This is a genomic window from Arthrobacter sp. 7Tela_A1, assembly GCF_049311065.1.
Classification (GTDB): Bacteria; Actinomycetota; Actinomycetes; order Actinomycetales; family Micrococcaceae; genus Arthrobacter_B.
This window is the reverse complement of the sequence record NZ_JAXIOO010000008.1, coordinates 1-12,934: the sequence shown is the minus strand read 5'-3', so window position 1 is coordinate 12,934 and position 12,934 is coordinate 1. Positions and strand designations below refer to the sequence as shown.

Below are 12,934 nucleotides of genomic sequence, written 5' to 3'. Positions count from 1 at the left end.
CCGCGGCTTTAAGCCTGCCTAAGGCAACCGTCAGTCTACCTAACAAATCGTTAGGGCTTGGACGCATAGTTCTGCCCCGGGTGCCGCAGTTTGACGTAGTAGAGCGCTCCGGCTCCTGCCAGCAGAAGAATCACCGCTGACCGGGTGATCCAGTGTGTGCTCCAGTCAATGCCCTCGTCCATCCCGGTACTGGTGGCCGAAAGCTCGCCTGCAGGACTGCTCGGCGCCGGGTCCGGGGTGGATTCGGGACCGGGCTTCACCGCGGCCTCAGTGGCGGGACTCTGGGTCGGGGAGGCACTCGGGGAGGCAGATTCTTCCGGCACGTCGAAGATATTGACCACCTCACCGGTGGACGGATTCCAGCGAAGATCAGTGTAGAGCCAGGTCCTGCCGTCGACGAGGTTTCCCGTCCCCGGCTCTATGAGGTATCCGGTGCCCGGGTGGATCAGGTATCCGCTGGAACGCTCGATCTGGAACCCTGTTGCCGGATCGATGAGGGCCTGTTCAGGCACTGCCGGAACAGTAGGCACCGCTGCCGGCAGGCTCGGCACCTCCTCAGGGGGTGGGTCGACCGGCGGCACTGTCTCACTGGGCGGGTCCGTAGGCGGCACCGGGACCGGCTCAACACTTGGTTCAGGCGCCGGCGTGGTTGGAGACACCTGATCCTCGTTTACTGTCTCCAGGGCGAACACGGGTGCCGCGGACAGTGTTGTCAGGAGCAGCCCTGCAAGCATGCCGTATCGCAGCCGCTGGCCGAATGTGCCGGACATACTATTGAATCTCCCCGTTCAGGCCTTGGACATAAGCAGGAAGTCTATCGGCTTTCAGGGCCTCGGAGATTCCAGCGATGGCGGCGTCGTCCTTGACGACGATCGACTGGCCGTCGGCGGAGGTTCCTACGCCGAGGTTGGGCAGCGTGAACATCTGAATGTCGTTGCTGCGCACGGACCGCAGTTCCACGGCCAGCCCGCCCGCCGATGCGGCATCCAGCTTCTCGTCAACGCTGAGGAAGGGAGAAATCTCTCCCACAACGTTGTTGATCTTGATCGGGTTGGACAGCGTTTCGGCCGAGATGAGGCGTGTCATTAGTCCGCGGACGAAGGCCTGCTGGTTCCTCACGCGCTGGTAGTCGCCGTCCGCGAATGCGTACCTCTCCCGGACGAACTTCAGTGCCGATTCGCCCTGCAGTGTGATGGGACCGGCCGCGAAGTATTCACCGTCGGCTCCGGAAGACTGGAAGCCGGCGGCGTTCTCCACCTGGATTCCGCCGAGAGCCGTGGTGAGGCCCTTGAATCCTTCGAAATCGATCACGGCGACGTGATCAATGGGTACGTCGAACAGGGTTTGCACAGTGTCCACCGTCAGCGCCACGCCGCCCAAAGCCATGGCAGCATTGATTTTCGCCTCTCCATGTCCCGGTATCTCCGTCCAGGTGTCGCGCATGATGGACATCACGTAGACACCTGAGCGGTCCCCGGGAAGATGGACCAGCATCATCGTGTCCGACCGCGCATCGGCCCCCGGGTCGCGTGTATCGCTGCCAATGAGGAGGATGTTCCGCGAATCTCCCGCCGCATTCCCCTTCTCCGGTGCCGTCGAGGGCATGGCGTTGGCGATGGTTTGGGAACCGGAGTCAAACGTGCGCGCCAGGTTCCAGAGATAGCCGCCTGCCGCAAGAGCCACTACCAGCACCAGCGAGAGGAAAACCAGCAACGTGGTGCGGACCCGGTGCCGTGTACGCACCGGTTCCGGTTCCGTGGAACGGTCGGGAAAAAATTCGGTCACGGTAATCCTTAGGGGTCCTTGCGGTGCGGATGCTGTCTGAGTTTACCGCCCGCACGCGCCTGCCCGATTCCAGGCCCGCGCGGCGCGCCGGATACCCTAGGACCATGAAGTTCTTTCCGGCAGCCGTCTCCGCCGGCACCCTGGCCCTCGCAGCTTTCCTGACGGGCTGTACTCCCGTTGCCGATGTGGAGGCCGCTCCCGACGCCGCCAACCCCGCCTGCGCGGAAGTCATGGTCGCCCTGCCGGAAGACCTCGCAGGGGCGCAGCAGCGTGAGACCACCGCACAGGCCACCTCGGCCTGGGGCAATCCGTCCCAGATCATCCTGCGCTGCGGTGTACCGGTTCCCGGCCCCACGACCGACACCTGTGCCACGGTCAACGGAATCGATTGGGTGCTGCGGGAGGAAGGCAGTTTGTGGACCGCAACAACTTACGGGCGCGAGCCTGCGGTTGAAGTGCTCTTCGACACCGAACAGGTAGCCTCTTCAACGGTGCTGGTCGAGCTGGAGAACGCTGTCTCCCGGATCGAACAGACCCGGGAATGCCTCAGCACCAAGGACGTCCAGCTGCCGGGCTAGGACGCCTAGCGCAGGCCCGTGCGGCGCTCCAGCGCCAGCGTAATCAGCTCGTCAATGAGTTCCGTGTACGGCAGTCCGGATTTCGCCCACATCTGGGGGTACATGCTGATCGGAGTAAAGCCCGGCATGGTGTTGATCTCGTTGATGACCAGTTGGCCGTCAACGGTGTAGAAAAAGTCCACCCGGGAGAGTCCCTCCGCTCCGACGGCGTCAAAGGCAACGCCTGCCAGTTCCCGGACCCGTGTCGTCACGTCGTCGGGCAGGTCCGCCGGGCAGCTGAGCTCAGCGGCGGCGCCGTCCACGTACTTGGCTTCGAAGTCATACCAGTCATGCCCGCCGTCGCGCACAGCGATTTCGCCGGGCTGGCTGGTCCGCGGGTCCTCGGTGCCGCGTCCCTGAAGGACGGCCACCTCGATTTCGCGTCCGGAAATGCCCGCTTCCACAATGACCTTGGGATCGTGTTCCCGCGCTGCCTCAATGGCCGGACGGAGCCCGGAGACATCGGTGACCCGGGTGATGCCCATGGAGGAACCAGCACGTGCGGGCTTCACGAACAACGGGAACGCCAGCGCGGAAACACGGGACAGGCACTCCTCCGGGCTCCGGTTCCACTGCCGGTCGGTGATGACCTCGTACGGACCGACGGCAAGCCCGGCGGCCGCGAAGACCACCTTCATGTAGTGCTTGTCCATCCCGACGGCGGACGCCAGGACACCGGCGCCCACGTAGCGGATGTCCGCCATCTCAAGCATTCCCTGCAGCGTGCCGTCTTCCCCGAACGGGCCGTGCAGCAGCGGCAGGACCACGTCAACACGTCCCATGGACCTGGGCAGGCTGTCCGGGGCGTGGGCTACGAGCTCACGCGAGCCTCCCTCACCGGAGAGCACAACGGTCTCCGGCCCGGGCTCCACCTCCGGCAGCGACCCGCTCCTCAGCGACCACTGTTCCGGGTCAACGGAGGCCAGGCTCCACTGGCCGTTGCGAGCGATGCCGACCGGGACGACGTCGTACTTTGAATGGTCAATGGCTTCCAGCACGCCGGCAGCAGTCACGCAGCTGACGGAATGCTCACTGGAACGGCCGCCGAACAGGACGACGACGCGTGGCTTGCTGCTGGACCGGGCGGAAACGGGGTCGATCGTCATGGGGCGTGCACACCTTCGGCTTTGAGTTCGCGGGCCAGCAGGCGCGGGCCAAGTTCGTCCACGGAAATGACGCCCTGCAGCACTGCAACAACGTTTTCCGTGATGGGCATGTAGACGCCAAGCTGGATGGCGCGGTCCAGCACGGCCTGGGCTGACTTGATGCCTTCGGCGGTCTGCTGCATTTTCCCGGTGACCTCGTCGAGGGTCAGCCCCTGTGCCAGCAGCCGGCCGGCGGTGTGGTTGCGGGACAATGACGAGGAACAGGTGGCAATGAGGTCGCCCATGCCCGAGAGCCCAAAGAGGGTCTCCGATTTACCGCCCAGGGCAACTGCCAGCCGCGTGGTCTCGGCCAGCCCGCGGGTCATGACGGAGGCCTTGGTGTTATCCCCCATCTGCTTCCCCTCGCAGATCCCGACGGCCAGGGCAATCACGTTCTTGACGATGCCCCCGATCTCAGTGCCGATCACGTCAGTGTTCGTGTAGGGCCGAAAGTAGGGCGTGGTGCACGCTGCGGCGATCCAGCCTGCGGTTTCGATGCTGGAGCAGGCGACGACGGACGCCGTCGGTTCCTCACGGGCGATTTCCATCGCCAGGTTCGGGCCGGAAAGGACAGCGATGCGGTCCTGCGGCCATTCGAGCTCTTCGGCAATGACCTGGCTCATCCGCGCGTCGGTCCCTACCTCCAGGCCTTTCATGAGGGAAAGAATGACCGCGTCTTTGGGAACGAGGGACTTGAAGTCGCGCAGCTGCGCCCGAAGCGTCTGGGCCGGAACCGCCAGCACTACCAGCTGCGCGCCGCGAAGAACCTCTGCTGCGTCATCGTTGGCCCGCAGGTTCGCCGGCAGCTGGGTGTCCCCGAGGTAACGCGAGTTGCGGCCGGTGGCGTTGATCTCTTCGGCGGCTTCCGGACGGCGGGCCCACACGCGGACCTCTGCTCCGCGGGAGGCGCCGGAGTCCGCAGCGATCTTGGCGAACGTCGTCCCCCAGCTTCCGGCTCCGAGGACAGCGACGGTCTGCGGCGGGCGTATCACTTCTTTTTCTCCGTGTCCTGCTCGTAGCCTCTGCCAACCGGCTTCTGGCCTTTGCTTGAGGGGTCCCAGCGTTCCTTGGGAGCTTCTTCGCCGCGCAGCGTGGCCACCAGCGCGGTCATCTCTGCCATGATCCGTGCGGTTGCTTCCTCGAGCACTGCCTTCGTCAGCGGCAAGGAGCGCAGATCGGACAGATCCACCGGTTCTCCTACCAGAAGCCGTACCCGCTTGCGCGGAAACAGGTGCAGCATCTTGCCGTAGCGCGGAAGCAGGTCCTGGGCACCCCAGTGGGCCAGGGGTATCACCGGGGCACCGGTCTGGAGCGCCAGCCGGGCAGCTCCGGTACGCCCCTTCATCGGCCACAGATCCGGATCCCGCGTCAGTGTTCCTTCCGGATACACGATGAGTGCTCCGCCGGCGTCGATCACGGCCTGTGCACTGTCCAGGGATGCTGCAGCCCCGGAGCCGCCGCGCTGAACCGGAACCTGTTTAGTAGCCCGTAGGGCTGCCCCCAGCACGGGTGCCTTGAAAAGTGACGCTTTCGCCAGGTATCGCGGCAAAAAGCCCTGGCTGTAGAAGAAGTGCCCCACCACGAGCGGATCGATCTCGGTCACGTGGTTCGGACAAGCAATAAAACCCTGTCCTTTGGGAAGGTTCTCGATCCCCTCCCAGCGCCGAGCCATCATCAGGTTCAGAACTGGTCGGACAACGGTCGCCAGGAGGGTGAACGTGATGCGTGACTTGGCAGATTCGCTCATGGCTCCGGAGCCTACTTCCCGTCAGTAACGTCGAAGTCCGCTCCAAGGCCCTGGAGCTTGTCCAGGAAGTGCTCGTAGCCCCGGTTGATCAGTTCCACGCCGGTGACACGGGAGGTGCCTTCGGCGGCCAGGGCCGCAATGAGATGGCTAAAGCCGCCGCGGAGGTCAGGAATGTCGATCTCCGCGCCCTTGAGCTGCACCGGTCCGGAGATGACAGCTGAGTGCAGGAAGTTGCGCTGCCCAAAACGGCAGGGAATGCTGCCCAGGCATTCGCGGTGCACCTGGATGTTCGCACCCATGCGGATCAGCGCGTCCGTGAAACCGAAGCGGTTCTCATAGACCGTCTCGTGCACGATGGACACGCCCTCTGCCTGGCTGAGTGCGACGACGACCGGCTGCTGCCAGTCCGTCATGAACCCGGGATGGACGTCCGTTTCCAGGACCAGCGGGTTCAGGCTGCCGCCCGGGTGGTAGAAACGGATGCCGCCGTCGTCAACGTCGAAGGCGCCGCCGATCTTGCGGTAAATGTTCAGGAAAGCCGTCAGGTCCTGCTGGTTGGCACCCTCGACGTAGATATCGCCCTTGGTGACCAGGGCCGCTGACGCCCAGGAGGCGGCCTCGTTCCGGTCCGGCAGCGCCCGGTGGTTGTACCCGGTGAGTTCGGGGACACCTTCAATGCGGATCACACGGTCTGTCTGGACGGTGATGATCGCGCCCATCTTCTGCAGCACGGCGATGAGGTCCAGGATTTCCGGCTCGACGGCGGCGCCGCTCAGTTCGGTGATGCCTTCGGCGCGGACCGCGGTCAGCAGCACCTGCTCGGTCGCTCCAACGGAGGGGTACGGCAGCTCGAGCTTGGCGCCCTTCAGGCCCTTCGGCGCGGAGATGGAAATCCCGCCGGGGCGCTTCTCCACGAGCGCGCCGAAATTGCGGAGCATCTGCAGGTGGTAATCGATCGGCCGGTCGCCGATCTTGCAGCCGCCCAGGTCAGGGATGAACGCTTCTCCGATGCTGTGCATCAGCGGCCCGCAGAGCAGGATCGGGATGCGGGAATCACCGGCGTGGGCATCAATGTCCCGGGAAGCGGCTGTCTTGGCGTTCTTCGGGTCCATCAGCAGGTCCCCTGTGACCGGGTCCTTGGAAACCTCCACGCCGTGCAGCCGGAGAAGGGATGTAACGACGTCGACGTCCTTGATTTCCGGAACGTTGCGCAGCAGTGAAGGGGTATTGCCCAGCAGGGCCGCCACCATGGCTTTGGGAACGAGGTTCTTGGCCCCGCGGACCGGCACTTTTCCAGTAAGGGGTACACCACCACGGATGGTTAGAACGCTGCCCATGAACACCTGTTTCTTTCGACTTTGTTTGCCCCCGAGGCCAGTTGAGACTGCCTCCCAAGCATAGGAGCTGGCAGGCCTTTCCCGAAATAACGCCGCGGCTGCGAGGACTGGAAAGTCTGCAGGGCGCGGCAGTTCTGCGGCTGGAAAGCGGATGGGCCTCCCGCAGGGGAGGCCCATCAATCCTACGTCTCGCACCGCCCGGTCGAAAAACCGGGATCCTGCCTAGGTCCGGGCCGGGAGCGTGGTCGGCTTGAACGCTGGACGCCGTGCTTCGAAGGCCGTGATCTCCGCTTCATGCCGCAGCGTCAGGCCAATGTCGTCGAGGCCCTCGAGGAGGCGCCAGCGCGTGTAATCGTCGATCTGGAACGGCGCCGTCACCGTGCCGCAAATCACCGTTCGGGCTTCCAGGTCAACGGAGACCTCAGTGCCTGGTGAGTTTTCGAGCACCTTCCAGATGAGCTCGATGTCGTCCTGGGCGACCTGGGCAGCGACAAGGCCCTGCTTGCCGGAATTGCCGCGGAAGATATCGGCGAACCGGGAGGAGAGCACGGCCCGGAAACCGTAGTCCTTCAGGGCCCAGACGGCGTGCTCGCGCGAAGATCCCGTGCCGAAATCAGGGCCGGCGACCAGGACGGACCCGGCGTTGTAGGGCTCCTGGTTGAGGATGAACTCGGGATTCTTCCGCCAGCCGGCAAACAATGCATCTTCAAACCCGGTTCGGGTGATGCGCTTGAGGTAGACGGCCGGGATGATCTGGTCCGTGTCCACGTTGCTTTGCCTCAGCGGAACGCCAATGCCGGTGTGAGTGGTGATCTTTTCCATGTTCTTCTCCTAGGCTGCCGCAGCAGCGGCGGTGCCCGCGGCCGCACCGGGCAGCGGATCGAGGTCCGATGGTGAGCTGAGGGTGCCGCGCACCGCCGTCGCGGCCGCCACGACCGGCGAGACCAAGTGCGTGCGTCCGCCCTTGCCCTGCCGGCCCTCGAAGTTGCGGTTGGAGGTTGAGGCGCACCGCTCCCCCGGTTCCAGCTGATCGGGATTCATGCCCAGGCACATGGAGCAGCCGGCGAAACGCCATTCCGCACCGAAGTCCTTGAACACCCGGTCCAGGCCCTCGGCTTCCGCTTCCAGCCGCACGCGTGCGGAGCCGGGGACCACCATCATCCGCACGTTCGGGTCCTTCTGCCGTCCGCGGATAATGTCTGCTGCGATCCTCAGGTCCTCAATGCGGCTGTTGGTGCAGGAGCCCAGGAAGACCGTATCGACCCGGATGTCCTTCATCGGCGTGCCTGCCTGCAGGTCCATGTATTCCAGGGCGCGTTCGGCTGCTGCCCGGGCGTTCTCATCACCGAAGTCCTCGGGAGCAGGCACGCTTTCGGACAGTGAGACGCCCTGGCCCGGGTTGGTTCCCCAGGTCACGAACGGCTCCAGTTCATTGGCGTCCAGGAAAACCTCGGCATCGAACGTGGCGTCCTCGTCCGTAACCAGTGACTTCCAGTGCTCGACGGCGGCGTCCCAGTCCGCGCCCTGCGGCGCGTGGGGCTTGCCCTTGAGGTAGGCGAACGTGGTCTCGTCCGGTGCCACCATGCCCGCACGGGCTCCGGCCTCGATGGACATGTTGCAGATGGTCATCCGAGCCTCCATGGACAAGGACCTAATGGCCGATCCACGGTATTCCAGGACGTAGCCCTGGCCGCCGCCGGTGCCGATCTTCGCGATCACGGCGAGGATGATGTCCTTGGATGTCACACCGGGCCGCAGGGTACCCTCAACGTTGATGGCCATGGTCTTGAAGGGCTTGAGCGAGAGGGTCTGGGTGGCCATGACGTGCTCCACTTCGGAGGTGCCAATGCCCATGGCCAGCGCTCCGAACGCGCCGTGCGTGGAGGTGTGCGAGTCTCCGCACACCACGGTGAGTCCCGGCTGCGTCAGTCCCAGCTGCGGTCCCACCACGTGGACGATTCCCTGCTCGGCGTCGCCCAGCGGGTGCAGGCGGACACCAAACTCGGCACAGTTGGCGCGCAGGGTTTCGATCTGTGTCCGGCTGACCGGATCGGCGATCGGCTTGTCGATCTCCAGCGTGGGAGTGTTGTGGTCTTCGGTGGCGATGGTCAGGTCCGGCCGCCGCAGCTTCCGCCCGGCAAGGCGCAGCCCCTCGAATGCCTGGGGGGAGGTCACTTCGTGGACGAGGTGGAGATCGATGTAGAGAAGATCCGGGGCACCGTCCTGACCCTTGGAGACAACGTGCTCGTCCCACACCTTCTCGGCGAGCGTCCTGCTCGCTGTGTGCTCTCCCATGACCTGCGCTCCTCGCCCGATGTGGTTCCGGCATGTGCAGCCGGACCGCGGATTACTGATGTTTTTAAGACAACCAGCATTGCCGCGACCGGCGCCAGTTTTTCAGCTTGCATCTCAGATAATGAGACGGCAGTATCATCTTATGGACAACTCAAGTGGCGTGGGCGTTATCGACAAGGCTGCAATGGTGCTCGACGCACTGGAGGCGGGACCAACAACCCTCGCCCAGCTCGTAGCCGCCACCGGGCTGGCCAGGCCAACGGTCCACAGACTGGCGCTGGCGCTGGTTCACCACCGCTTGGTCGGGCGGGACATCCAGGGACGCTTTGTACTGGGAAGCCGCCTCGTGGAGCTGGCATCGGCCGCCGGCGAAGACCGGCTCATTGCCTCAGCCGGACCCGTGCTGCTGGCCCTGCGGGATGCCACCGGAGAAAGCTCGCAGGTCTTCCGCCGGCAGGGCGAATGGCGGGTGTGCGTGGCCTCCGCCGAACGGCCCATCGGCCTCCGGGACACCATCCCGGTCGGAACGCAGCTGTCCATGAAGGCTGGGTCCGCGGCCCAGGTGCTGCTCGCCTGGGAGGACCACGACAGGCTGCTCGAAGGCCTGCAGAATGCCCGCTTCACCCCCACGGTGCTGGCCGGTGTCCGGCGCCGCGGTTGGGCGCAGAGCCTGGGTGAGCGCGAACCGGGAGTAGCGTCCGTTTCAGCACCGGTCCGCGGCCCGTCCGGGCGGGTCATCGCGGCGGTATCGATCTCCGGGCCAATTGAACGCCTCACCCGCCAACCGGGCCGTATCCACGCCGAAGTCGTGACGCGGGCGGCGCAGCAGCTCACCGAAACCCTGCGCCAGGCTGCCGACTAACCCTGCCCTGCCGGCTGTGACCGGCCTATCCTGAAGACCCAGCTGTCCGGAGGCATCCGGAAGAGTCCAAGGAGCGGCCATGAAACGCATGAGGGTGCTCTGGCACATCATCCGCCTCACCGGAGCCGACGTCGTCCTTTTCGGATTCCTTATTGTCTACGCGTCCGCTGCCCTGCTTCTGCCCCGGTTCGAACGTGGGATTCCGGGCCTAGGCGATTCCCTGTGGTACCTGTTCTCGTCCTTCACGACGATTGGGTTCGGAGACTACGTCGCCGTCACTTTCGTCGGCAGGATCATCACGGTCTTTGTGTCCCTCTACGGCATCCTGGTGGTCGCGCTGGCCACGGGCGTGATTGTGGGCTTCTACAACGAGCTGCTCCGTGCCCGCACCAAGGACAGCCTGCGCGCCTTTATCGGCGAACTGGAGCACCTGCCGGACCTGTCCAGGAAGGAACTGGAGGACCTTGCCGTCAGAGTGCGGGAACGGCACATTTTGGACTGAGCTCCGCGGTTCACAGCCGCAGTTCCCGCCTACCCGGCGAAGTGGTCCCATCCGGCTGCCGCAGGCTTTCCGCCGCCGACCGTCACGCGGCCGGCTCCGGGGCCCATGTCTTCCAGCACGGTGCCAATCCGGCGGAAACCCCGGGGCAGTTCCTGACCGGCCGCGAAGGCCGCCAGCAAACCGTGGTCTTCTCCCCCGCCCAGGACCCAGTGCAACGGATCGGCGCCCAAATTCCCTGCAGTACCTGCGAGCAGAGTCGCGTCCTTCCGCAGCATCTCGGGATCCAGGTCTATGCGGACACCGGAGGCGGCGCAGAGCCGGCCGGAATCGCGCACCAGCCCGTCAGAGATGTCCATCATGGCGTGGGCTCCTGCGCCGGCAGCTGCGGGTCCGGCAGCCAAGGGCGGGCACGGACGGGACTGCGCCGCCGCGAGTGACCGCTCCCAGCCGCTCAGGGCAGCGTAGTCCATGCCGCTTTCCAGCAGCGCAAGGCCGGCGGCTGCATGGCCCAGCACACCGCAGACCGCCAGGGTGTCTCCTGGGCGGGCTCCAGAGCGCAGAACAGGCGCCCGTCCCTGCAGGTCACCCGTGACCGCAGCCGTAACCACCAGAGAATCCCCGCGGCCAAGGTCGCCCCCGGCCACGGTGCATTGTTCGGCGCCCAGTGCACGCAGTGCCGCGGAGAGACCGTCCGCGAGGCCTTCCACCCAGGTGATGCGGGTGTTAGCGGGCAGCGTCAGGCTAACCACCAGCGACGTCGCCACGGCACCCATGGCGTTGATGTCCGATAGGTTCTGTGCCGCGCACTTCCAGCCGACGTCGAAGCCGGTGGTGCTGTACCCACCGGGCCACTGCAGCCGGAAGTCCTGATCCTGGACCAGAGTGTCTATTGAGATGACCGTCCGCCCGTCCGGGGATGCCAGCATTGCTGCGTCGTCTCCGGGACCCAGGAGTGCCCTTCCGGCTCCCAGCCGCGGAAGGATCCTGGCCAGCAGTTCCCCTTCACTGAGTTCCGATACGAGCTGGGGGTGGTGTGCCACGAAAATCCGTTGTCCTTTGCCTCACGCTTGCCGGACTCTCATTATGCTGCACAGCTTCCCTGCACCGTTGTACCCTCGCCCTATGAACGGATCAGCGACCCGGTTTGCCATCCTCCTGCGGGGCGTAAACGTCGGAGGAGTAACGGTCAAGATGGCTGACCTGCGTGCCGTCCTCCAAAGTCTGGGGCTCCTGGAGGTGCAAACCCTACTGGCCAGCGGCAACGCGGTGGTGACTTCTGTCCTGGAACCCGCCGTGCTCAAGGACACCGTCGAGCACGCATTGCGTACGGAGTTCGGCTATGAAGCATGGGTGATTGTGCTGCCCATGGCCCGCGTAGCCGAGCTTGCCGAAACGGTTCCCTACGCCGCAGACGATCCCGCCGTCCACGCCTACGTCACGTTCTCCTCGGATCCGGCGATCCTGGACGAACTGCTTGATGTCGGAGCTGCCGGCGGACAGGAACAGGTTCGACTCGGGCCCGAAGCTATGGCGTGGACAGCCCGGAAAGGCCTGACCCTGGATTCTGCGCTATCGAAGGCGACTGGAAAACTGCGCTATAAATCCGCAACGACGACCCGTAATTTACGGACTCTTCGCAAAATAGCAGGCGCCGGATAAACGGAGTTAAAAAGAAAACAGCCCCGGACATTTCTGTCCGGGGCTGTTACCTAGTGACCCCAGCGGGATTCGAACCCGCGTTATCGCCGTGAGAGGGCGACGTACTAGGCCGCTATACGATGGGGCCATTTTGCTTCACTTGCTAAGGGAGCACAATAAGTATTCCATACTCATTGTTTATTTCTCAAATCCGGCAAAAGCCTTCTTGATTAGCGCTGGGATACCAGGACTCGAACCTAGAATGACGGTACCAGAAACCGTTGTGTTGCCAATTACACCATATCCCAATGTGCTCATCCGGGCCGCTTCGGAAGCCTCAACTTCCGGCTGCAACCCCTCAGCACGAGTTATTACTATACACGGGTTCGGGGCGGAGTACAAAACGGCTCTGCTTGCCTGGTCCGGAGGGTGGGAACGGACGGTGTGCAGGCAGGATCAGGCCCGCACCTGCGGCAGGAACCGTTCCACCAGTTCGTTCAAGGACTCGATTGTGGTTAACGTCTTGGTCGCTGCGGCACCTCCCCCAAGCCCGGGGCGGTCCAGCCAGATGCCCTGCAGGCCCGCGTTGCAGGCCCCGCGGGCATCCACCTCAGGGTTGTCGCCGACGTACAGGGTGCGGGCCGGATCGGTGCCCAGCAACCGAACGCCTTCACGGAAGATCGCCGGATCCGGCTTCGCAGCATCAACCGCGTCGATGCCCACCAGGACCTTGATCCGTTCGAGGCCGGCGGCATCGAGCTTGGCCCGCTGGTAGTCGTGCACGTTGTTGCTCACGGCTCCGTAGGGGATGCCGCGGGCGTCCAGTTCGTCCAGGACCGGAACGACGTCGTCAAACGCCTTAAAGTGACGAGGCAGCGTTTGGTCATAAGCATCGTTCCAAGCAGCCTCTGCGTCGTCGTCGAACACCGGGAGGCCGTGCGCCGCCCGGCCCGGCGGCGCCCCCCCCCCACCGCGCCCCCGGGGGCTCCGCCCCCCCCCCCCCCAC

General features: G+C 64.7%; 14 protein-coding genes and 2 tRNA genes. 4 read left to right on the top strand and 12 right to left on the bottom strand.

What is annotated here, in order from left to right; all coding sequences use genetic code 11:
- Positions 1-50: 50 nt before the first annotated feature.
- Positions 51-770 (bottom strand): hypothetical protein, encoded by a 720-nt coding sequence (locus TVB01_RS05195; RefSeq protein ID WP_422454643.1) that lies wholly within the window; start codon positions 768-770, stop codon positions 51-53.
- Position 771: 1 nt separating this feature from the next.
- Positions 772-1,785, bottom strand: coding sequence for an LCP family protein (locus TVB01_RS05190; protein ID WP_422454642.1), 1,014 nt, complete (start codon positions 1,783-1,785; stop codon positions 772-774).
- Positions 1,786-1,889: 104 nt separating this feature from the next.
- Between TVB01_RS05190 and TVB01_RS05185 the strand changes: the two genes are divergently transcribed.
- Entirely contained in the window at positions 1,890-2,363 is a 474-nt protein-coding gene (locus TVB01_RS05185) for a DUF3515 domain-containing protein (protein ID WP_422454641.1), read from the top strand.
- Between the two features lie 5 nt (positions 2,364-2,368).
- On the opposite strand, the gene TVB01_RS05180 is transcribed toward TVB01_RS05185, so the two are convergent.
- The 6 genes from TVB01_RS05180 to leuC all read right to left on the bottom strand — a co-directional run bounded on the left by TVB01_RS05180 (position 2,369) and on the right by leuC (position 8,926).
- Positions 2,369-3,508 (bottom strand): D-alanine--D-alanine ligase family protein, encoded by a 1,140-nt coding sequence (locus TVB01_RS05180; protein ID WP_422454639.1) that lies wholly within the window; start codon positions 3,506-3,508, stop codon positions 2,369-2,371.
- Complete coding sequence (locus TVB01_RS05175) at positions 3,505-4,536, bottom strand: NAD(P)H-dependent glycerol-3-phosphate dehydrogenase (RefSeq protein WP_422454802.1); 1,032 nt, start codon at positions 4,534-4,536, stop codon at positions 3,505-3,507. Before TVB01_RS05175 ends, TVB01_RS05180 begins: the two co-directional genes overlap by 4 nt.
- Positions 4,536-5,294, bottom strand: a complete 759-nt coding sequence (locus TVB01_RS05170) for a lysophospholipid acyltransferase family protein (protein WP_422454638.1) — start codon at positions 5,292-5,294, stop codon at positions 4,536-4,538. Before TVB01_RS05170 ends, TVB01_RS05175 begins: the two co-directional genes overlap by 1 nt.
- 11 nt (positions 5,295-5,305) lie before the next feature.
- Entirely contained in the window at positions 5,306-6,631 is a 1,326-nt protein-coding gene (murA, locus tag TVB01_RS05165; protein WP_422454636.1) for a UDP-N-acetylglucosamine 1-carboxyvinyltransferase, read from the bottom strand.
- Between the two features lie 222 nt (positions 6,632-6,853).
- Positions 6,854-7,453 (bottom strand): 3-isopropylmalate dehydratase small subunit, encoded by a 600-nt coding sequence (gene leuD, locus TVB01_RS05160; protein WP_422454635.1) that lies wholly within the window; start codon positions 7,451-7,453, stop codon positions 6,854-6,856.
- A 9-nt stretch (positions 7,454-7,462) separates the two neighbouring features.
- On the bottom strand, positions 7,463-8,926 hold the full coding sequence (gene leuC / locus TVB01_RS05155) for a 3-isopropylmalate dehydratase large subunit (protein ID WP_422454634.1): 1,464 nt from the start codon (positions 8,924-8,926) through the stop codon (positions 7,463-7,465).
- 142 nt (positions 8,927-9,068) lie between these two features.
- Between leuC and TVB01_RS05150 the strand changes: the two genes are divergently transcribed.
- Positions 9,069-9,788 carry an IclR family transcriptional regulator gene (locus tag TVB01_RS05150; protein WP_227895483.1) on the top strand — a complete coding sequence of 240 codons (720 nt, stop codon included), beginning with the start codon at positions 9,069-9,071 and terminating at the stop codon, positions 9,786-9,788.
- Between the two features lie 79 nt (positions 9,789-9,867).
- Entirely contained in the window at positions 9,868-10,290 is a 423-nt protein-coding gene (locus TVB01_RS05145) for a potassium channel family protein (RefSeq protein ID WP_422454632.1), read from the top strand.
- 29 nt (positions 10,291-10,319) lie between these two features.
- Here the strand turns inward: TVB01_RS05145 and TVB01_RS05140 are convergent, their stop codons facing one another.
- Complete coding sequence (locus TVB01_RS05140; RefSeq protein WP_422454631.1) at positions 10,320-11,330, bottom strand: thiamine-phosphate kinase; 1,011 nt, start codon at positions 11,328-11,330, stop codon at positions 10,320-10,322.
- An 82-nt stretch (positions 11,331-11,412) separates the two neighbouring features.
- Between TVB01_RS05140 and TVB01_RS05135 the strand changes: the two genes are divergently transcribed.
- Entirely contained in the window at positions 11,413-11,949 is a 537-nt protein-coding gene (locus TVB01_RS05135) for a DUF1697 domain-containing protein (protein WP_422454629.1), read from the top strand.
- Positions 11,950-12,003: 54 nt separating this feature from the next.
- Here the strand turns inward: TVB01_RS05135 and TVB01_RS05130 are convergent.
- The 3 genes from TVB01_RS05130 to TVB01_RS05120 all read right to left on the bottom strand — a co-directional run bounded on the left by TVB01_RS05130 (position 12,004) and on the right by TVB01_RS05120 (position 12,855).
- Positions 12,004-12,076, bottom strand: a tRNA-Glu gene (locus TVB01_RS05130).
- An 88-nt stretch (positions 12,077-12,164) separates the two neighbouring features.
- Positions 12,165-12,236: transfer RNA gene (locus tag TVB01_RS05125), tRNA-Gln, on the bottom strand.
- Positions 12,237-12,384: 148 nt separating this feature from the next.
- On the bottom strand, positions 12,385-12,855 hold the full coding sequence (locus tag TVB01_RS05120) for an HAD family hydrolase (RefSeq protein ID WP_422454627.1): 471 nt from the start codon (positions 12,853-12,855) through the stop codon (positions 12,385-12,387).
- Positions 12,856-12,934 lie beyond the last annotated feature (79 nt).